General features: G+C 69.6%; 18 protein-coding genes and 1 tRNA gene. 8 read left to right on the forward strand and 11 right to left on the reverse strand.

The features are described 5' to 3' along the window. The first annotated feature begins 388 nt into the window (after positions 1-388). The 3 genes from iscB (at position 389) to ACP4IX_RS19465 (ending at position 5,062) form a co-directional block, all read left to right on the forward strand. Positions 389-1,735 carry an RNA-guided endonuclease IscB gene (gene iscB / locus ACP4IX_RS19455; RefSeq protein WP_426556219.1) on the forward strand — a complete coding sequence of 449 codons (1,347 nt, stop codon included), beginning with the start codon at positions 389-391 and terminating at the stop codon, positions 1,733-1,735. Positions 1,736-1,831: 96 nt separating this feature from the next. Beyond that, a complete protein-coding gene (gene pknB, locus ACP4IX_RS19460; RefSeq protein ID WP_426521548.1) occupies positions 1,832-3,847 on the forward strand; it encodes a Stk1 family PASTA domain-containing Ser/Thr kinase in 2,016 nt (671 codons plus the stop codon). Between the two features lie 153 nt (positions 3,848-4,000). Continuing rightward, positions 4,001-5,062 (forward strand): restriction endonuclease, encoded by a 1,062-nt coding sequence (locus ACP4IX_RS19465; protein WP_426521547.1) that lies wholly within the window; start codon positions 4,001-4,003, stop codon positions 5,060-5,062. Positions 5,063-5,151: 89 nt separating this feature from the next. Here ACP4IX_RS19465 and ACP4IX_RS19470 read toward each other — a convergent pair whose 3' ends face one another. From ACP4IX_RS19470 to ACP4IX_RS19490, 5 genes are all read right to left on the reverse strand, one after another. Then, the gene (locus ACP4IX_RS19470) at positions 5,152-5,925 is read right to left on the reverse strand and encodes a class E sortase (protein WP_426521546.1); all 774 of its coding nucleotides are present in this window, start codon (positions 5,923-5,925) and stop codon (positions 5,152-5,154) included. A 13-nt stretch (positions 5,926-5,938) separates the two neighbouring features. Continuing rightward, a complete protein-coding gene (locus ACP4IX_RS19475) occupies positions 5,939-7,003 on the reverse strand; it encodes a class E sortase (RefSeq protein WP_426521545.1) in 1,065 nt (354 codons plus the stop codon). Then, complete coding sequence (locus ACP4IX_RS19480; protein ID WP_426521544.1) at positions 7,000-7,638, reverse strand: aminodeoxychorismate/anthranilate synthase component II; 639 nt, start codon at positions 7,636-7,638, stop codon at positions 7,000-7,002. The genes ACP4IX_RS19475 and ACP4IX_RS19480 overlap by 4 nt, the downstream gene beginning before the upstream one ends. Continuing rightward, positions 7,635-7,796, reverse strand: coding sequence for a hypothetical protein (locus ACP4IX_RS19485; RefSeq protein ID WP_043382636.1), 162 nt, complete (start codon positions 7,794-7,796; stop codon positions 7,635-7,637). The genes ACP4IX_RS19480 and ACP4IX_RS19485 overlap by 4 nt, the downstream gene beginning before the upstream one ends. A gap of 81 nt (positions 7,797-7,877) precedes the next feature. Continuing rightward, positions 7,878-8,657 (reverse strand): DUF881 domain-containing protein, encoded by a 780-nt coding sequence (locus tag ACP4IX_RS19490; protein WP_426521543.1) that lies wholly within the window; start codon positions 8,655-8,657, stop codon positions 7,878-7,880. A gap of 121 nt (positions 8,658-8,778) precedes the next feature. Between ACP4IX_RS19490 and crgA the strand changes: the two genes are divergently transcribed. After that, positions 8,779-9,033 carry a cell division protein CrgA gene (gene crgA, locus ACP4IX_RS19495; protein WP_426521542.1) on the forward strand — a complete coding sequence of 85 codons (255 nt, stop codon included), beginning with the start codon at positions 8,779-8,781 and terminating at the stop codon, positions 9,031-9,033. 253 nt (positions 9,034-9,286) lie between these two features. Here the strand turns inward: crgA and ACP4IX_RS19500 are convergent, their stop codons facing one another. Both ACP4IX_RS19500 and ACP4IX_RS19505 read right to left on the reverse strand, forming a co-directional pair. Continuing rightward, positions 9,287-10,177, reverse strand: a complete 891-nt coding sequence (locus ACP4IX_RS19500; RefSeq protein ID WP_426521541.1) for a rhomboid family intramembrane serine protease — start codon at positions 10,175-10,177, stop codon at positions 9,287-9,289. 103 nt (positions 10,178-10,280) lie between these two features. Beyond that, a complete protein-coding gene (locus ACP4IX_RS19505; protein ID WP_426521540.1) occupies positions 10,281-10,814 on the reverse strand; it encodes a peptidylprolyl isomerase in 534 nt (177 codons plus the stop codon). A gap of 320 nt (positions 10,815-11,134) precedes the next feature. Here ACP4IX_RS19505 and ACP4IX_RS19510 point away from each other — a divergent pair, with 320 nt between their 5' ends. Continuing rightward, positions 11,135-11,836 carry a DUF5324 family protein gene (locus tag ACP4IX_RS19510; RefSeq protein ID WP_426521539.1) on the forward strand — a complete coding sequence of 234 codons (702 nt, stop codon included), beginning with the start codon at positions 11,135-11,137 and terminating at the stop codon, positions 11,834-11,836. Positions 11,837-11,921: 85 nt separating this feature from the next. Here the strand turns inward: ACP4IX_RS19510 and ACP4IX_RS19515 are convergent, their stop codons facing one another. Next, positions 11,922-12,698 (reverse strand): isoprenyl transferase, encoded by a 777-nt coding sequence (locus tag ACP4IX_RS19515; protein WP_426521538.1) that lies wholly within the window; start codon positions 12,696-12,698, stop codon positions 11,922-11,924. Positions 12,699-13,221: 523 nt separating this feature from the next. Beyond that, positions 13,222-13,294 (reverse strand) — tRNA-Ala (locus ACP4IX_RS19520). A 178-nt stretch (positions 13,295-13,472) separates the two neighbouring features. Between ACP4IX_RS19520 and ACP4IX_RS19525 the strand changes: the two genes are divergently transcribed. Next, complete coding sequence (locus tag ACP4IX_RS19525) at positions 13,473-14,021, forward strand: helix-turn-helix domain-containing protein (protein ID WP_426521537.1); 549 nt, start codon at positions 13,473-13,475, stop codon at positions 14,019-14,021. Positions 14,022-14,096: 75 nt separating this feature from the next. Further along, entirely contained in the window at positions 14,097-15,833 is a 1,737-nt protein-coding gene (locus tag ACP4IX_RS19530; protein WP_426556220.1) for a protein kinase domain-containing protein, read from the forward strand. A gap of 12 nt (positions 15,834-15,845) precedes the next feature. On the opposite strand, the gene ACP4IX_RS19535 is transcribed toward ACP4IX_RS19530, so the two are convergent. Together ACP4IX_RS19535 and ACP4IX_RS19540 are read right to left on the reverse strand one after the other, a co-directional pair. Further along, positions 15,846-17,141 (reverse strand): hypothetical protein, encoded by a 1,296-nt coding sequence (locus tag ACP4IX_RS19535; protein ID WP_426521535.1) that lies wholly within the window; start codon positions 17,139-17,141, stop codon positions 15,846-15,848. Between the two features lie 345 nt (positions 17,142-17,486). Continuing rightward, on the reverse strand, positions 17,487-17,615 hold the full coding sequence (locus ACP4IX_RS19540; RefSeq protein ID WP_426521534.1) for a DLW-39 family protein: 129 nt from the start codon (positions 17,613-17,615) through the stop codon (positions 17,487-17,489). Between the two features lie 337 nt (positions 17,616-17,952). Here ACP4IX_RS19540 and ACP4IX_RS19545 point away from each other — a divergent pair, with 337 nt between their 5' ends. After that, positions 17,953-18,327: a DUF6344 domain-containing protein gene (locus tag ACP4IX_RS19545; protein ID WP_426521533.1), complete on the forward strand. Its 375-nt coding sequence runs from the start codon at positions 17,953-17,955 to the stop codon at positions 18,325-18,327. Positions 18,328-18,490: the final 163 nt, after the last annotated feature.

Genomic DNA, 18,490 nt, shown 5'->3' on the forward strand with positions numbered 1-18,490 from the left:
TCCCCGATCTGCGAAGGTCGGGGCCGACCACTTCAGGTGGTCGGCCCATGGTTGACCAGCCCGAGTCATCAGTGGTTGGAGGTGTTCGATGACTACGTTTCATACAGGTGAGCAGACCCACCCTGCCGTGCTTCCTCAGCGGCAGGCTCTGGAACCTGTGGCAGCAGACACCCCTGGGAGCAGGGACGAAACGGGCCACAGGCGCATCAGCCAGCATCGTGGTGCAGCCGGTATGAAACATGGGCGAGGGGAGACCGCGCGCACATCACCTCCTGGCGCACGGCGACACCCCGACCCCACCGTGTTTACGGTGGGGAAGGGAGTAAGCGCTGCCCGTAAGAGCAGCATCTCGCACACCGAGACGTCTCCGGTCGGGACAGGGGCGCAGATGGTTGCTGTCCTTGATCGCAAGGGGCGTCCACTTATGCCGTGCCACCCGGCTCGCGCCCGCAAGCTGCTTTCTCAGGGCCGTGCAGTCGTCATCAAGTCAGTGCCGTTTGCGATCCGCTTGAAAGATCGCGTTGTGGAGAACTCCGTCGTGTCCGGGGTCGCTGTACGGATCGACCCGGGTTCCAAAGGCACCGGCGTTGCCGTAACTGCCGATACTGACCACTTCGACACCACCACGGGCGAAATCACCACGAGCCGCCGTGGTCTGTGCGCGGTCGAACTTCGCCACCGCGGCGCGCAGATCCGCAACGCCATGCGAAAGCGGGCAAGCTACCGGCGCAGGCGCCGCAGCACTAATCTCCGCTACCGCGCTCCCCGTTTCCACAACCGATCTCGCCCGTCGGGATGGCTTCCTCCGTCCCTTCAGCACCGAGTCGACACCACGGCAAGCACTATCGCTCGCCTGACGAGGTTCTTCCCTGTCATTGAGCTGCACATCGAACGGGTTTCCTTCGACGTCCACGCCATGAGCCTCGACCGCGAATCGCTGGAAGGTGTGGAATATCAGCAGGGTTCCCTTGCTGGCTACGAAGTCCGGCAGTACTTGCTGGAAAAGTGGGGACGCACCTGCGCGTACTGCGGGGCAAAGGACGTTCCCCTCCAGGTCGAGCACATCCATCCACGCGCCAGGGGCGGGTCCGACCGCATCAGCAACCTGACCCTCGCCTGCGTCCCGTGCAACCAGGACAAGGCCGCACAACCGGTGGGGGATTTCCTTGCCGGCTCCACGACACGGTTGGCCCGTCTCCTCGCCGGCGCGAAAGAGCCCCTCGTGGACGCGGCAGCCATGAATGCCATCCGCTGGCAGCTCTGGGAGCGTCTCAGCAGCCTAGGTGTTCCGATATTCGCTTGGTCCGGCGGACGGACGAAGTACAACCGTGCCATGCACGGGTTGTCGAAATCCCACACCCTTGATGCGCTCGCAGTTGGAGAAGTCGACGACGCGACGCGAGTAGTCCGCCATCCAGAGATGGTGCTCGTCACCACAGCGTGCGGACGAGGGTCATACGCTCGGACGCGCACGGACAAGTACGGTTTCCCTAGACTGGGTATGCCTCGCCAGAAACTGCACTGTGGTTTCGCCACTGGCGATCTGGTCCGTGCCCAAATCCCGCGCGGCAAGTACCAGGGGACGCACACCGGCCGCGTTGCTGTCCGCGCTTCGGGCACCCATCGCATCTCCGTTCCCGGCGGGTACGTCGATACCAACCACCGCAACCTGCGCCTTCTTCAGCGAGGCGACGGATACGCCTACACCACCAGGAAGGAGGACGCGCGGCAGTAAAGGCCGTCCCCGTCGGTCCGCAGTGCTTCGCATCGGGGACCACAGGGCTGCGTCCCGCCCCCAGCCTGAAGGCTGTGGCACCGCGCAAGAACTCTGATGGAAGAGCCACGTCGCCTCGGCGGCCGGTACGAGCTGGGCCCGGTGCTGGGCCGTGGTGGCATGGCGGAGGTTTACCACGCACATGACACCCGGCTCGGACGCCAGGTAGCGGTGAAGACGCTGCGCGCGGACCTCGCGCGCGACCCGTCCTTCCAGGCCCGCTTCCGCCGGGAGGCCCAGTCGGCCGCCTCGCTCAACCACCCCGCGATCGTGGCGGTCTACGACACGGGCGAGGACTACATCGACAACGTGTCGATCCCGTACATCGTCATGGAGTACGTCGACGGCTCCACACTCCGCGAGCTGCTCCACTCCGGCCGCAAACTGCTGCCGGAGCGGACCCTGGAGATGACCATCGGCATCCTCCAGGCCCTGGAGTACTCCCACCGGGCCGGCATCGTCCACCGCGACATCAAGCCCGCGAACGTCATGCTGACGCGGGGCGGCCAGGTCAAGGTCATGGACTTCGGCATCGCCCGCGCCATGGGCGACTCCGGCATGACCATGACGCAGACCGCCGCGGTCATCGGCACCGCCCAGTACCTCTCCCCGGAGCAGGCCAAGGGCGAGCAGGTCGACGCCCGCTCCGACCTGTACTCCACCGGCTGCCTCCTCTACGAGCTGCTGACCGTGCGCCCGCCCTTCGTCGGCGACTCCCCGGTCGCGGTCGCCTACCAGCACGTCCGCGAGGAACCGCAGGCGCCCAGCGTCTTCGACCCCGAGATCACGCCCGAGATGGACGCGATCGTGCTGAAGGCCCTGGTCAAGGACCCCGACTACCGCTACCAGTCGGCCGACGAGATGCGCGCCGACATCGAGGCCTGCCTCGACGGCCAGCCCGTCGGCGCCACCGCCGCACTCGGCGCCATGACCGCCGGCGGCTACGGCGCCTACCCCGACGAGCAGCCGACCACCGCTCTGCGCTCCGACGCCGGAGCGGGCGCCACGACCATGCTGCCGCCCATGAACGCGGACGACGGCGGCTACGGCTACGACGACCGCCCCGACCGGCGCCGCCAGCAGCCCCGCAAGTCCCACACCTCCACGATCTTCCTGGTCCTGGCCGGCGTCCTCGTCCTCGTCGGCGCCATCCTCATCGGCAAGTACGCCATCGGCGGCGGAGGAGGACCGGGCAACGACAAGGTGTCGGTGCCCAGCCTCATCGGCCTGACCAAGGACGACGCCCAGCAACAGGCGACCAACGCCGACCTGGAACTGGCCTTCACGGAGAAGCCCTGCGAGGACCAGAAGAAGGGCAGCATCTGCTCCCAGGACCCCAAGCAGGGCACCCAGGTCGACAAGAAGTCCACCGTCAACCTCGTCGTCTCCACCGGCGCGCCGAAGGTCGCCGTGCCGAACGTCATCGACAAGAACATCGACGAGGCCACCCAGCAGCTCGAGGACAAGGGCTTCGACGTCGAGACCAAGCAGACCGAGTCCTCCCAGGCCGAGGGCACCGTCCTCAGCCAGAACCCCGACCCGGGCAAGGAGCTGGAGAAGGGCTCCACGGTGACCCTGGAGGTCGCCAAGGCCGCGGAGAAGGCCACGGTGCCCGACGTCGTCAACCGCACCTGTGACGAGGCCAAGGCCCAGGTGGAGAGCGGCGGCGACCTCACGGCCGTCTGCACGGAGCAGCCCACGACCGACCCGAACCAGAACGGCAAGGTCATCTCCACCACGCCGCAGTCCGGCCAGCAGGTCGACAAGGGCTCGCAGGTGACCATCGTCATCGGCAAGGTCGCCGAGAAGACCAAGGTGCCGGAGGTCCGCGCCCAGAACCTCGCGCAGGCACGGCAGACCCTCCAGCAGAGCGGCTTCACCAACGTCCAGGTCGCTCCCGGAGCCCCGGGCGACGACAACGCCACGGTGGTCGCCATCGACCCGCAGCCCGGCACCGAGGTCGACGACCCGGCCGCCACGCCCATCACCCTCACGACCATGGGCGGCAACGGCAACGGAAACGGCGGCAACAACGGCGGCGGCTTCATCGGCGGGCTGCGCGGCGACGACTGACACGCCCGCGCCCACCCGGAACGGCCCGAGCCCCGGCCCCTCAGCGGAGGGACCGGGGCTCTGTCGTGCGCGGCACCGGGAATCGATCGTGTCTTCGTATGTCATGACTCGTTGACGCAGGGTGACCGTACAACTCACCCGAGGGGACCCACCATGATCAGTGAGTCCATGATCAGTGAGACCGTCCTACTGCAATCGTCGGCCCTCCGCGGCAGCGTCCTCGGTCGCACGGACGTACTCGACAAGGTGAAAGCGTTGTCACTGCTACCTGACGGGATGCACGTGACGACAGCGATGGTGGCCGCGTACTTCGAGGTCACCGTCGAAGCCGTCCGGCAACTTGCCAAGCGCCACCGCGAGGAGCTCACAGCCAACGGAATGACCGTGCTTCGAGGCGCTGACCTGCGGAAATTCGAGAGTGACAACACGTCACTCTCGCTGGTCAGTTCTCCACAAGCTCGCCGAAGCCTCACCATCTACTCCAGGCGCGCCGTTCTCAACGTCGCCATGCTCCTGCGGGACAGCGAAGTCGCACGCCAGGTCCGTGTGTATCTGCTCGACACGGAGTACCAGGCCCGCACACAGCCTGTGGACAACCCGCTCCCGACAACTCCCTCCGCCCTCGACGCCCGCATCGACCAGCGCATCACCCACATCCTCGGCAAGACCGTCGTGCCGATGTTCAACGCCCTGATCGAAACGTCGAGCGATCACCAACGAGAGCTCATCGCTCTGCGCACAGGCGTCCAGCGCATCGAGAAGCGGCTCCGGCAGCACCACGCTCGACTGCAACGGCTGGAAAGCCCGCGAGAGGACCGTCCTCTGGCCGGCGTCATGGCCTCCATGGACGCCCTGAACGGCCGTGAGTTCGAGGAGCACGTCGCCGCACTCCTCCGCCGTGACGGCTGCACCGACGTCATCGTGCGCGGCGGCAGCAGGGACCGGGGCATCGACATCACCGCGCTCACAACCGACGGGCGAACCCTCGTCGTCCAGTGCAAGAGGTTCTCGCCCCACCTCTCCATCACCAGTCCCGAGGTCCAGAAGTTCGTCGGAGCGAAAGTCCTGCACGGCTCCGACGTGGCCCTGTTCGTGGCGACGTGCCCCTTCACGCGTGACGCCCGCGACATCGCCGCCGAGAGCGGCATCACCGCCGTACATCGCGGGCTCCTGGAGGAATGGAGCGCCGGTGCACCGTTGACCGTCCTGCAGTGAGAGGAACGAAGAGGCCCGAAGCCGCAAGAGCAAGTTGCGGCTTCGGGCCTCCGTCATGCTAAGCGACCGGCCTCCCACAAGAAGGTCAGTCAGCGCAGCTCCTTCGGCGGAGTCCGCTCCCCGTCCACCTTCTCCGTACGCACCAGCTCCCCCCACACCACGTACCGGTACCGGCTCGTGTACAGCGGCGTGCAGGTCGTCAGCGTGATGTAGTGGCCGGCCTTCTTCTTGCCGGACTCCTTGGGGACCGGGTCGAGGACCCTGACGTTGTACTTCGACGTCTCGGGAAGGACCGCGTAGGTCTTGTAGACGTACCACGTGTCCTTCGTCTCGAAGACGATCGGGTCGCCCTTCTCGATCTTGTCGATGTCGTGGAACTTCGCCCCGTGCCCGTCCCGGTGCGCCGCCAGCGAGAAGTTGCCCTCCTTGCCCGACGTCGGCAGCGCCGACTTCACCGGATCGGTGTAGTAGCCGGCCACGCCGTCGTTGAGGACCTTCATCGACGTGCCCTTCTCCACCAGGATGTCGCCATTGCCCATCGCCGGCACGTGCAGGAAGCCGATGCCCGCCTTCGTGTCCAGCGCCCCCGGGCCGTCCGGGCCGACCCGGTCCTGCGCCCAGTTGTCACGGACCTTGTCGGCCTGCTTGTCCGCCGCGCGGTCGGCGACCACGTTCGTCCACCACAGGGAGTAGACGACGAACAGGCCCAGCACCAGGCCCGCGGTGATGAGGAGCTCGCCGAGGACGCTGACGGCCTGGGCGAGGACACGCCCGGGCCCTCGTCCACGGCGGCGTGCCGCGGGCCCCGGTGAGCCGTCCGCGCCGGCCCGCTCCTCGTGCTCCGTGTCGGTGGTCGCTGCCACTGGTCATCCGCCCTTAACTGACGAGCGCATCCGGCTTGCCCTTGCTGCGCGGCCGTTCCTCGACCATCTTGCCCCAGACGATCATCCGGTACTTACTGGTGAACTCCGGCGTGCAGGTGGTGAGCGTGATGTACCGGCCCGGCTCCTTGAACCCCGACTGCTTCGGCACCGGGTCGAGGACGCTGATGTTGCTCGGCGACGTCACCGGCAGGATCGACGCCATCTTGTACACGAAGTACTCGTCCTGCGTCTCCACGACGATCGGATCGCCCGGACTCAGCTTGTTGATGTACCGGAACGGCTCGCCGTGCGTGTTGCGGTGCCCCGCCAGCCCGAAGTTGCCCGCCTCCGCGTCCGGCATCGCCGTCTTCAGCGCGCCCTCGGCGTAGTGCCCGACCATCCCCCGGTCCAGCACCTTCTCGTCGTCGATGCCCTCCGCGATCGGCACCACCACGTCCAGCTTGGGAATGTGCAGCAGCGCGAAGCCCTGCCCCGGCTCGAAGGCCCCCGGATTCCGCTTGCCGCTCGCCCAGTCCTCCTGGAGGCTGCTCGCCGCCTTGTCCGCCTGCGCCTGCGCCCGCACGTTCGTCCACCACAACTGGTACGTGACGAACAGCAGCATCAGCACACCGGACGTGATGAAGAGCTCGCCGATCGCCCGGCTCGCGATCACGGCCGGGCCCGGCTTGCGCGCACGGGCCTGCCGACGCGCCTCGACGCGCGACAGAGGCGCTTTCGGCTCCTCGTCCGGCTCCCCTGCCTCCGACGGCACCCGCGAGGCCCCACGGCGCCCGTGACGCCTTTTCGCGGCCTTCCTGCGGGCCGCGCGCCCGCCGCCCGCGGGACCGCCCTCGGGTGAGGTGGCGGCCCTCCGCTCCGGCGGCGGCTCCGGAATCCGCAACGCCACCGTCTCGTCGTCGACCGGCCGATACGCCCCACCGGGAGGGAAGTCCTCGCCGGGAGGGAAGTCCTCGTTCCAGCCGGCCCCGAACGCACCGGAATCCCCGTACGGCTGCCCGTACGGGGATCCCTGGTCACCGGCCGCGCCGGATGCGCGCTCGGGACGCAGCGCGGTCACGCCGTGGCCCTGCCCACCACCGGGGCGAGCCCCGCCGACCTCACCACCGCGTCCTGGTCGCCGCACTCCACCAGCCAGTTGGCCAGCATCCGGTGCCCGTGCTCGGTCAGCACCGACTCCGGATGGAACTGCACGCCCTCGACCGGGAGTTCCCGGTGGCGCAGCCCCATCACGATGCCGTCCGGAGTCCGGGCCGTCACCTCCAGCTCCGCCGGCACCGTGGCCGGCTCCGCCGCCAGCGAGTGGTACCGCGTCGCCGTGAACGGAGAGGGCAGCCCGGCGAAGACGCCCCGGCCCACGTGCTCGACCGGCGAGGTCTTGCCGTGCAGCAGCTCAGGCGCCCGGTCGACCACACCGCCGTACGCCACCTGCATCGACTGCATGCCCAGGCAGACACCGAAGACCGGCACCCCGGTCGCCGCGCAGTGCCGCACCATCTCGACGCACACACCCGCCTGCTCCGGCGTCCCCGGGCCCGGCGACAGCAGCACGCCGTCGAAGCCGTCCTGGGCGTGCGCCGTCGACACCTCGTCGTTGCGCAGCACCTCGCACTCGGCGCCCAGCTGGTAGAGGTACTGCACCAGGTTGAAGACGAAGCTGTCGTAGTTGTCGACGACAAGGATGCGCGCACTCACTGGTTGTCCACCGTCACATCGTTGAAGGGAAGCAGCGGTTCGGCCCACGGGAAGACGTACTGGAAGAGGACGTAGACCACGGCCACCGCCAGCACGAGTGAGAGCAGCGCCTTCACCCACGCGTTCCCCGGCAGATGCCGCCAGATCCAGCCGTACATGCCGTCCCTTCCGTCGCACCACGGCGCAAGGCTCACGCCGTACGGCACCAGACTAGCGGCGCGGGGCCCCGCGGAACGGCGTCAATCCACAGGCTGGGCATAGTGGAGGTCAGCCGTGCCCGAGTAGCCCGGCAGCGTCACCCGCCCCTCGTCCTCGACCTTCCAGCCCAGCCCGTACACGTTGACGTACACCATGTAGTTCTGGATCGCCGGCGACTCCGCCAGCGCCTTCTTCAGCCGCTCCGGGTCACCGACCGCCTGGATCTTGTACGGCGGCGAGTAGACCCGGCCCTGGAGGATCAGCGTGTTGCCCACACAGCGCACCGCACTGGTGGAGATCAGCCGCTGGTCCATGACCTTGATGCCCTCGGCACCGCCCTGCCACAGGGCGTTCACGACCGCCTGCAGGTCCTGTTGGTGGATCACCAGGTAGTCGGGCTCGGGTTCCGGATAGCCGGGCAGCTTGGCTGTGGCGTCCGGCGGGGCGTCGTCGAGCGTGACCGAGATCGACTCGCCCTTCAGTTTCCGCGTGCCCGCCTTCTTCTCCAGCTCCGCGAGTTTGTCGTCCTCCGCCTTCGTACTGCCGTCGTCGCGCTCGGCGAGTGCGTCGACGTCGTCCCGGAGAGCCGCGTTGGATTCCTCCAGCTCACCGTTCTCCCGGCTGCGCTCGTGGATGAGATCGGACAACTTGAGCAAAGAGTCGTCAGTGCGGATATTGGTGCCCTTGGCGGTATTGAAGCTGGTGAAGAAAATGAGCCCCGCGAGAGCGAAGACGGCTGCCGTGAGAACCCGCACGGGCCGGAAACGGCGCCTGCGGAGAGGACTGGATCCCGTCCCGGGAGAGTCGGCAGAATTGCTCAACGTACCCTTATCTCCTTCGGCGCCACGGAAGCACTACGCTAACGGACGCCCGGGGGAGCGCTCCAAGTCCCCGACCCCGTTCCCTGCGCGGCCACGCAGCGCATCGACAGGAGAGACCCTCGTGCCGAAGTCACGTATCCGCAAGAAGGCCGACTACACGCCGCCGCCGTCGAAGCAGGCGACCAGCATCAAGCTGACCAGCCGCAGCTGGGTGGCGCCCGTCATGCTGGCCTTGTTCGTCATCGGTCTCGCCTGGATCGTCCTCTTCTATGTCACCGACGGTTCTCTGCCGATCGACGCGCTGGGCAACTGGAACATCGTGGTGGGCTTCGGCTTCATCGCCGCGGGATTCGGTGTCTCGACGCAGTGGAAGTAGCGCCGCGGTAAGCCCGCAGCAGCTCTGCACAGGGCTGTCCACTGGGTTATCCACAGGAGTTATCCACATGGGGAAAAGAAAGAAGATCTGTGGATAACCCGCCGTCCGTTGACGCCGGTGTGACGGAAGTACCGGTACTCGAAAACACGTTCGCCCCCTGCCTGACCTGCGGAAACACAAGTCAGTGACAGGGGGCACGCTTGTTCCCGCACGCTGTGCACAAGATCGGCCACCGACTGTGGACAACGCGCGCTCAGGTGAGCTGAGCAGTCCTCAACAGGGTCAGTCCGACGACGGCCACGAGGACGAGCGCGCAGGTGCCGTACTGCACGAGCGTCCGTCGCTCACGCGGGGCGTGGAGCATGGCGTAGCCGATCGTGGCGCCGGCGACGAGGCCGCCGATGTGGGCCTGCCAGGCGATGTTGAAGCCCGGGCTGAACGTGAAGACCAGGTTGATCACGAGCAGGATGACCACCGGCCGCATGTCGGCGTTGAGGCGGCGGACGAGGGCCGCGGTGGCGCCGAAGAGGCCGAAGACCGCGCCGGAGGCGCCGAGGGTGGCTGTGGTGGGAGCGGTCAGCAGGTAGGTGAGGGCGCTGCCGGCCAGGCCGGAGACGAGGTAGAGCGTGAGGTAGCGGGCTCGGCCGAGGGCTGCTTCCAGGGGGCCGCCGAGGAACCAGAGGCTGATCATGTTGAAGCCGATGTGCCAGATTTCCTCGTGGGTGAACATCGTGGTCACCAGGCGGTACCACTCGCCCTCCGCGACGCCTTCGGTCGGCACGAAGGGGGCGGGGGGCCAGCTTCCGATCAGCACCATGTCGCTGAGGAACGGCGACGACAGGGTGTGTACGGCGATGAAGACCGCCGCGTTGATCCCGATGAGGATCTTGGTGAGGAGGTGGGGGTCGGCGGCGATGGTGCCGCCGGCGAGGGTGCGGGGCCGGGATGCGGCGGGGGCGGGTCCGGTGCCGGTGCGGCCGGTGGCGCAGTCGGGGCAGTGGAAGCCGACGGAGGCGTTGACCATGCAGTCGGGGCAGATGGGGCGTTCGCAGCGGGTGCAGCGGATGCCGGTCTCGCGGTCGGGGTGCCGGTAGCAGCCGGGCGGTTTCCGGGCGTCCGGTGAGCCGGCTGCGGCGTGGTCCATGGCGTCCCCTCGGTCGTCCTGCGGGCGGTGTGCGCAAAAGCACCGCCCCGCCCATCTTTACGGATGGGCGGGGCGTTTGGTTCCTGCCCTGTGGGCGGGGAGGTCAGTCCTCGCGGGTCTCGACGACGACCGATTCGATGACGATGTCGTTGACGGGCCGCTCGGTGCGGGGGTTGGTCTGGGTGGCGGCGATGGTGTCGACGACCTTCTGGCTGGTCGCGTCGGTCACTTCGCCGAAGATGGTGTGCTTGCGGTTCAGCCACGTCGTCGGGGAGACGGTGATGAAGAACTGCGAGCCGTTGGTGGCGGGGCCGGCGTTGGCCATGGCCAGCAGGTAGGGCTTGTCGAAGGCGAGGTCGGGGTGGAACTCGTCCTCGAACTGGTAGCCGGGGTCGCCGGTGCCGTTGCCCAGCGGATCACCGCCCTGGATCATGAAGCCGCTGAGGACGCGGTGGAAGACCGTGCCGTCGTAGAACCTGGCCGTTGACTTCTCGCCGGTGGCGGGGTGGGTCCACTCCCGCCGGCCCTGGGCGAGTTCGACGAAGTTCCTGACCGTCTTGGGAGCGTGGTTCGGCAGCAGCCGGACCTCAATGTCACCTTGGCTGGTCTTCAGGGTGGCGTAGAGCTGCTCGGCCACGGTGTGCCTTCCGTCGTCCTGTGGTGCGCACCGATCCTCGCACGGTCGCGAACGCGTGTGTCGCCCATACCGCCGGGTCACGAGCGCGGCGCGCCGTTCCGTGGCATTGTCGTCGGCAGGCTCGCGTTGCCCGGTATTCATTCGTTATTGGTGTTGATCAGCTCTTGTTCGCAGCTTCGTCACCATGTGCCCCAGAGGGCCCGAAGACACCGTCCGTGACCCGGATGCCCGCCCTCACATGCCCGGCAGCGCGTCCGCAGGCATGATCCGTAAAAGGGTGGAAAGTCGAATTACCGTACGCCACCGAGGAGGAGGAACCCGTGACCCGCATCGACAGCGTGCGCGCCGCGACCGGTTCGGCGAAGGACAGCGTGCTGCACGCCGCGGAAGTGGTGGCGCCCTACGCCGACACGGCCAAGGACAGGGCCGCTCACTACGCACAGGAGGCGCGCGTACGGCTGGCGCCCAAGGTGTCGCAGGCCGCATGTCAGGCCCGTTATCAGTACGGTGCGCATGTCGCGCCGCGGCTGGAGCAGGCCCGCACGCATGTGCCGCCGAAGATGGACGCGGCCGCGCAGGAGGCCGCCGTCCGTACGCGTCTGGCCGCCCGGCAGGCGGCGGACTACTCCCGGCCGAGGATCGAGCAGGCGGTGGCCGCGGCCGGGCCCGTCAGGGACGAGGCCGCTGCCCGGGGTGCCGCCGCGTTGGCCGCGCTGCGGGGTCAGGTCACGGCCGAGGAGATCCAGAGGCTGACGCGCAGGCACCGGCGTCGGGCGAGGGCCGGGCGGATCGCCAGGGTTCTGGCGGTGGCGGGTGTCGTCGCGGGTGGTGCCTTCGCCGCCTGGAAGTGGTGGGACAAGCAGGCCAACCCGGACTGGCTGGTGGAGCCGCCCGAGGCGACGGAGGTTGCCGAGTCGGGGCGGCTGACGTCGGTGGACGGCACCGGTGGTGCGCTTCTCGATCCCGAGGTGCAGGCCAAGCAGGCGCAGGAGGAGGCGGCGGAGGGCGACGAGCCCCGCTGACCTGGCCGGACGGGTTTCACCTTGCCGCGGGGCGGAAGGCTTCAGGGCCTTCCGCCCCGCGGTGACGTTTCACGTGAAACGCTGCTCAGCGGCCGTAGCGGCGTTCGCGCAGGGAGTAGGAGCGCAGGGCGCGCAGGAAGTCGATCTCGCGGAAGTCCGGCCAGTAGGTCTCGCAGAAGTGGACCTCGGCGTAGGCGGACTGCCAGAGCAGGAATCCGGAGAGGCGTTGCTCGCCGGAGGTGCGGATGATGAGGTCGGATTCGGACCGTGTCTTGGAGTACAGGTGCTTGGAGATGTGCTCCATGGTGAAGGTCTCGATGAACTCGTCGATGTCCCCGCCCTGGGAGCTGTGCTCGGTCAGGGCTGACCGGACGGCGTCGACGATCTCCCGTCGGCCTCCGTATCCCACGGCGACGTCGACCTTGGTGCCGCCTTGGCGGCCCTGGGTGGCCGCGGTGGCGGTCTTGAGGCGGCTCGCGGATTCGGCGGGCAGCAGGTCCAGGGCGCCGACCGCTTCGACGGGCCAGGGGTTTCCGGGTGCGGCCAGTTGTTCGACGACCTCGGCGATGATGTCGATGAGCGGGTTCAGCTGCTCCTCGGGCCGTCGGAGGTTGTCGTCGGAGAGCATGAACAGGGTGACGTGTTCGATCTGCGCGGAGTCGCACCAGCGCAGGAAGTCCTGCACCTTCGCCCCGCCGGCCCGGTAGCCCTCTCGGGGGTCGTCGATGCCCGACATCTTGGCCCACCGGCGGTTGCCGTCGAGCATGATGCCGATGTGCTGGGGGCGCTGGCGTCCCTCCAGTTCCTTGACCAGACGCTTCATATAGATCGCGTCGAGAGCGGCCCGTACCTTCGCCCGCATGGTCTACCCCTTCCACCTCGTCGGCAGCGGCCGGTCGGCTGCGACGGCGATGTGCCACGTGGCACCGCCCCGCAGGGGTGTGGCGCTGGTGCCCTGTGGGGTGACGATATCAAGAGCAGACAGCGCCGCCCGGGTGCTCGGCGGGGCCCTGGGAAGTCGGCGTACGCCGCGGGGGCACGGTACCTCCGGTCCAGCGGTCCGGGGGCGCTGCTCAGGGGCACGGCCGGGTCAACTCCCTTCTCCGGCAGGACGGTTGCCGATCAGTTCGGCAGGCACCGCCCGAGGTGTCCGGCCGGGTGTTTCCGGTCACCCCCGGAGGTCGGCCCGTGGGCGGCGGCCGGCTGCCACACGGCATGCGGTGACGACGGGTCCGGCCCGATGACCTGGAGCGTCGCTCCGGCTGCTCGACGCCGCAGGGAGGGTCGGCCGGGCCCGTCCGCAGGGCGAGGCGTCGTAACCCCGAGCCGTGCCAGAACGCGCAGACGCCCTCCGGGAACTGTCCCGGAGGGCGTCTGACCTGCGGTGGAGCCTAGGGGAGTCGAACCCCTGACATCTGCCATGCAAAGACAGCGCTCTACCAACTGAGCTAAGGCCCCGAAAGAGGCGTCCGGCCGGATCATTGCGTCCCGTCGGGTGCCGCAGACAAGAGTACCGGGTAGCCCCCCGTATCTCACAAATGATTGGGGGTCCCGGGAAAACACCACGCTCCGTAAGATGCTCGGCGTGGTTCGCTGGAGCGAACTGCGGTTTTTGGGGAAGCGATGGGGAGACGCAATGGACGCCGCACAGCAGGAAGCCACCGCGAGAGCGCGGGAACTGCAGCGGAACTGGTACGGGGAGCCGCTGGGGGCGCTCTTCCGCAAGCTCATCGACGATCTTGGTCTCAACCAGGCGCGTCTCGCGGCGGTGCTGGGGCTGTCCGCGCCGATGCTGTCCCAGCTGATGAGCGGTCAGCGGGCGAAGATCGGCAATCCCGCGGTGGTCCAGCGGGTGCAGCTGCTGCAGGACCTGGCGGGGCAGGTCGCGGACGGCAGCGTGAGCGCGGCCGAGGCGACGGAGCGCATGGACGAGATCAAGAAGTCGCAGGGGGGCTCGGTGCTCAGCAACACCACCACGACCACGAGTAGTTCGGGGGCGCCCACGGTCAAGCGGGTGGTCCGCGAGATCCAGTCGCTGCTGCGTTCGGTGGCCGCTGCCGGGGACATCATCGACGCGGCGGACGCCCTGTCCCCTTCCCACCCGGAGCTGGCGGAGTTCCTGCGGGTGTACGGCGCGGGCCGTACCTCGGACGCGGTGGCGCACTACCAGTCCCACCAGAACTGATCCCGGGGCCGGTCGCCGGAAGGGGGTCCGGCGGTCGGTCCCGCAGTGGCGCGAGGGGAGGGGCGGCACACGGTCATGGGTGAGGTCTTCGCCGGACGGTACGAGCTGGTCGATCCGGTCGGCCGCGGCGGGGTCGGTGCCGTCTGGCGGGCCTGGGACCACCGCCGTCGGCGGTATGTGGCCGCCAAGGTGCTCCAGCAGCGGGACGCGCACTCGCTGCTGCGGTTCGTACGCGAACAGGCGATGCGGATCGATCATCCCCATGTGCTCGCGCCCGCGAGCTGGGCCGCGGACGACGACAAGGTCCTGTTCACCATGGATCTGGTCACGGGCGGTTCGCTCGTCCACCTGGTGGGGGACTACGGTCCCCTGCCGCCGGCGTTCGTGTGCACCCTCCTCGACCAGCTCCTCTCGGGTCTGGCGGCGGTGCACGCGGAGGACGTCGTGCACCGGGACGTGAAGCCCGCCAACCTGCTGCTCGAAGCGACCGGGACGGGCCGGCCCCGGTTGCGGCTGTCCGACTTCGGCATCTCGATGCGGCTGGGCGAGCCCCGCCTGACGGAGACCAACCTCGTGGTGGGGACGCCGGGTTATCTCGCGCCGGAGCAGCTGATGGGGGCGGAGCCGGACTTCCCCGCGGACCTGTTCGCGGTGGGCCTGGTCGCCCTGTATCTGCTGGAGGGTGCCAAGCCGGACACCAAGGCGCTGGTGCAGCACTTCGCCGAGCACGGGACGCCGCCCGCGCCGCGGGGGGTCCCCGAGGCGCTGTGGCAGGTCGTGGCGACACTGGTGCAGCCGGATCCGTCGGCGAGGTTCCGTACCGCCACGGGGGCGCGCAAGGCGCTGGCCGCGGCGGCGGAGCTGCTGCCGGAGCCCGGGCCCGACGACGAACTGATCGAGATTTTCGACCAAGTCGGCCCGCTGCCCTCCGGGTTCGGGCCCGACGGGCCACTGGAACGGGCGTCGGGGGTGAACGACGCGGCGGCGGACCCCCGGCAGTCGTCCGGCCCCGGAGCGGCGCCGGACGGTACACCGTCGATGCCGAGTCTGCCACCGCCGGTCCCGGACGGTACGCCGCCGGTCCCGGACCTGGCGCCGCCGCATTCGCGCCGGACACCGGCGATCCCGGGTGGCACGCCGCCGTTCCCGGGAGATACGCCGTCGTTTCCGGGCGAAGCGTCGGCGTATCCGGCCGAAGCGTCGGCGTCTCCGGGCCGTACGCCGTCCAGCCCGGGCGGAACGTGGTCCCCGGACCGAACACCGTCGCCCCCGGGCGGAACGCCGCCCGCCCACGACCGTACGCCGCCCGCCCCGGGCGGGGGCCCGCCAGGCCCGGACAGAACATCCCCATCCGCTTCCGGGAGGACGCTGCCCGTCCCTGACGGCACGCCGTCGGCGTCGTCCGACGGGCCCGCGCGGCCGGCCGCCATGTCGGAGACCGGAAGTTTCCGTCTGCCGCCCCCGCAGGCGGCCGTCACCTACCAGCCGGCGCCAGGTCCGCAGCCGTACGGACAGCCACCGGCCTTTCCAGAGAGCGGACCGCAGCACCAGACCCCGTACCAGCCCCCGCCCCCGCTCCCGCTCCCCGAGCAGGCGCTGCCGCCGCCGTCCCCGCGGCAGCGCGCCGACGTGCCCACCGCCTCGTACACCACTCGTACCCCGCAGGGGCCCCCTTCCGCCCAGGGGCGTCGGCAGCACCGGGCGACACGGCGGCGACGCCGTCCGGGGCCTCCGGCCAAGGTGGCGGTGCCGCTCCTGGTCCTCGCGCTGGCCTGCTACGCCGTGGGCTTCTGGGCCCTGACCCGGATCTGAGCCCGGGCTCCGTCAGGTGGTGCCGGCCCTGCGCCGTGCCGCCGCCGTCCACACGCCCAGGCCCACGAGCAGCAGGCTGCCGGTGCCGATCCCGCCGACGGCCACCGCCTTCATGGCGAGGTCGCCGCCCGTGGCCCCGTCCTCCGGCGCGGCTCCCCGGTCCCCGTCCGGGACCTCGAAGACGCCCTTCGGCTCGGACTCTCCCGCGTACTGCGGGCCGGCCTGCGCCGTTCCCTCGAGCCGGACGCGCAGCGTCAGTGCGAAGGGCCCCTCGCCGAAGTCGTCGGCCACCTGTGCCGCGAGGTGCACCACGAGGTAGTGGGCGCCGGCGAACCGCATCGCGCTGGTCTGCCGGCCGGTGGCGTACCGGTTGGCGTGGGCGACCGGCGGCAGGGGAGCGAGGCCGACCGTCGTGCGACGGCCGGTGTAGCCCTTGGCGGCGGCGTCGGCCTCGCCGCGCACGGGGTTGTGGAGGGCCAGGCGAAGTGCGCTGGTGGCGTAGCCGGACCGGCGGCCGGAGCCGCCGAGTTCGGCGGTCGCGTACAGCTGGCGGCCCCAGTCGACCGGCACCTTGTAGAAGAGGGTCTGCCCGGGCCGGATGTCGTCGCGCCAGGCACCCTGTCCGACGGTGGTGGCGTGGGCGAATCCGTTGCCGCCAGGGCGCCGTTCCGGCTGGCCGGTGAGGGGTTCGGGCGAGGCGGAGTTCCAGGCCTCGGGTGCGGTGGTCGCACCGGTCCGTTCCGGGCGGGGTTCGGTGACGGCGGTGAGCTCCAGGTCCCAGGCCTCCGGCGGGGAGTCCTGGGGCCGGGACCGCTCGACCGTGACGTAGTAGGTGCCGGGCTCCTGGCACCGGGTCGCGCCTGGGGCGATCTCCCGCATGCCCCAGGCCGTGACCGGGCGGGGGCTGTGGGAGGCGCCGAACGTCGCGCTGTCCGAGGAGCAGGATCCGCCGTCGGCGTCCTGTACGGAGACCCTGATGCCGTCCACCGCGGTGACCTCGCCGCCGGGGCCGGGTACGGCGGTGACGGAGACGTAGGTGTCGAGGGCGGTGTCGAGTTCGAGGCGGTAGTAGAGGGTGCCGCTTCTCGGCAGGGAGCTGCGGTACGTGGCGCCGGGTTCCAGCGGTGCGGCGTCCGAGGTGCCGCTCGCGCCCTCGACCCGCCGGGCGTCCTCGGCGAAGGCGTAGCCGGAGCCGACGGGCGCGCCGGCCGCGCGAGCCGCACCGTCGCCGGGCAGGGCGGCGGTCAGGGCCGCGGTCAGGGCCAGTACGGCGGTGGCGACGACCGGCCGCCCGGGCGTCCCACGCACCGGCGTGCGCCCCGCGGGCGCGGGTGCAGGCGCGGGCCGCGCGGGCGTCGCCGATCGGTCACGCCGCGATCCGGCACGCCCCCACGCCATACACCACCGTCCCCTCACCCGCCACCCCTCGAGCTCATCGGCACTGTCGCAGCCACCCGGAGGGGCTCGTGGCCCATCCTGCCCCGCGATCCCGTGCTCCGCGCCCCCCGCTCGGAATCCCGGCAGCGGAATCCGGACAACGGAGTCCGGGCAAAGGCCTCCGGGCAAAGGCGTCCGGGCAAAAGGAGTCCGGGCAACACAAAACCCCGACCGTATGACGGCCGGGGTCTGCTCAGAACCGGATGTCGGTCGTACTCACGAACCCGTGGGCACGGAGTCAGTCGCCTCCGTCCACAGATCCTGCTCGGCGCGATCCGCCTGGATCTGGCGGTACACGAGGAGTCCGCCGATGGCGGCCAGTGCGACCAGGAGAATCTTCTTCACCGCGCGACCTCGTCTTTCCTTGACGTAGGGGACCTCTGGCGCCCGACTATACACACCGGCCGATACCGATCGGTGACCTGTGTCGGCGGCCAACTGACCGCCGTCAGAGCCCGATAGGAGCGGACCACGCCGTTCCGATCGGAGGGTGATCACACCTCTACGGACGGTGACTTTGGTCGCTTACCTCCCCTCTGGCCACCTTTTCGCCCCCCTTGCACCCATCCGGGTGGTGTTGATCTGAACATCCACGCGCCACGGGCGTCGGTCCACCACTTCGCGGTCCACATACACATCATGAGGAAAGTACGCAAATCGCCCAACCCGAAAGTGAGGGGTCATGGCCCGGAACAAGGTCCTGACACTGTGGACAACCATCGTCACCGCCTTCCTCGCGCTGTGCACGGCGCTCGGACTCATCACGACGACCGCCTCCGCGGCCGTACCGCAGACCGGAACGCACAGCAACACCGAGAGCGCCTCCCCCGAGGCGGTACCCACGGCGGCGGCCCCCCGGTCCTGGTCACGTACCGGCTCCCTGCCCCCCACGATGAAACAGCGCATCCGCGCCGAGGCCCACGGCAAGGCCCCCAGCTGCCGCAACCGCCCGCTCACCGGTGCCGCCGCGGCCCCCGGCCTCCTGTGCGACGACCCCGCCGGGTCCTCCGCCCGGCAGCACACCCCCTCCCAGCACACCGCGCCTCTGCAACGCTGAGCGGCCCGGCGCGCACGGCTCCCGCCGCGCCGCCCCCGTCCAGCCCGACGACACGGCGATCTGCGTACAGCACCGCACGCGAGAAACGGCCCGGCAGCTCGACAGAGCAGCCGGGCCGCCGCCATGTGCGGAGAACACCAGGGAGCACCACTCATCAAGACCT

This window comes from Streptomyces sp. WG5, from assembly GCF_049974565.1.
In the GTDB taxonomy this organism is placed as follows: domain Bacteria; phylum Actinomycetota; class Actinomycetes; order Streptomycetales; family Streptomycetaceae; genus Streptomyces.

Coding starts and splice junctions, on each gene's coding strand:
- pknB (WP_426521548.1), top strand. CDS start 1,832: ATGGAAGAGCCACGTCGCCTCGGCGGCCGGTACGAGCTGGGCCCGGTG.
- ACP4IX_RS19545 (WP_426521533.1), top strand. CDS start 17,953: ATGGCCCGGAACAAGGTCCTGACACTGTGGACAACCATCGTCACCGCC.
- ACP4IX_RS19500 (WP_426521541.1), bottom strand. CDS start 10,177: ATGGACCACGCCGCAGCCGGCTCACCGGACGCCCGGAAACCGCCCGGC.
- ACP4IX_RS19485 (WP_043382636.1), bottom strand. CDS start 7,796: ATGTACGGCTGGATCTGGCGGCATCTGCCGGGGAACGCGTGGGTGAAG.
- iscB (WP_426556219.1), top strand. CDS start 389: ATGGTTGCTGTCCTTGATCGCAAGGGGCGTCCACTTATGCCGTGCCAC.
- ACP4IX_RS19525 (WP_426521537.1), top strand. CDS start 13,473: ATGGACGCCGCACAGCAGGAAGCCACCGCGAGAGCGCGGGAACTGCAG.
- ACP4IX_RS19465 (WP_426521547.1), top strand. CDS start 4,001: ATGATCAGTGAGTCCATGATCAGTGAGACCGTCCTACTGCAATCGTCG.
- ACP4IX_RS19530 (WP_426556220.1), top strand. CDS start 14,097: ATGGGTGAGGTCTTCGCCGGACGGTACGAGCTGGTCGATCCGGTCGGC.
- ACP4IX_RS19515 (WP_426521538.1), bottom strand. CDS start 12,698: ATGCGGGCGAAGGTACGGGCCGCTCTCGACGCGATCTATATGAAGCGT.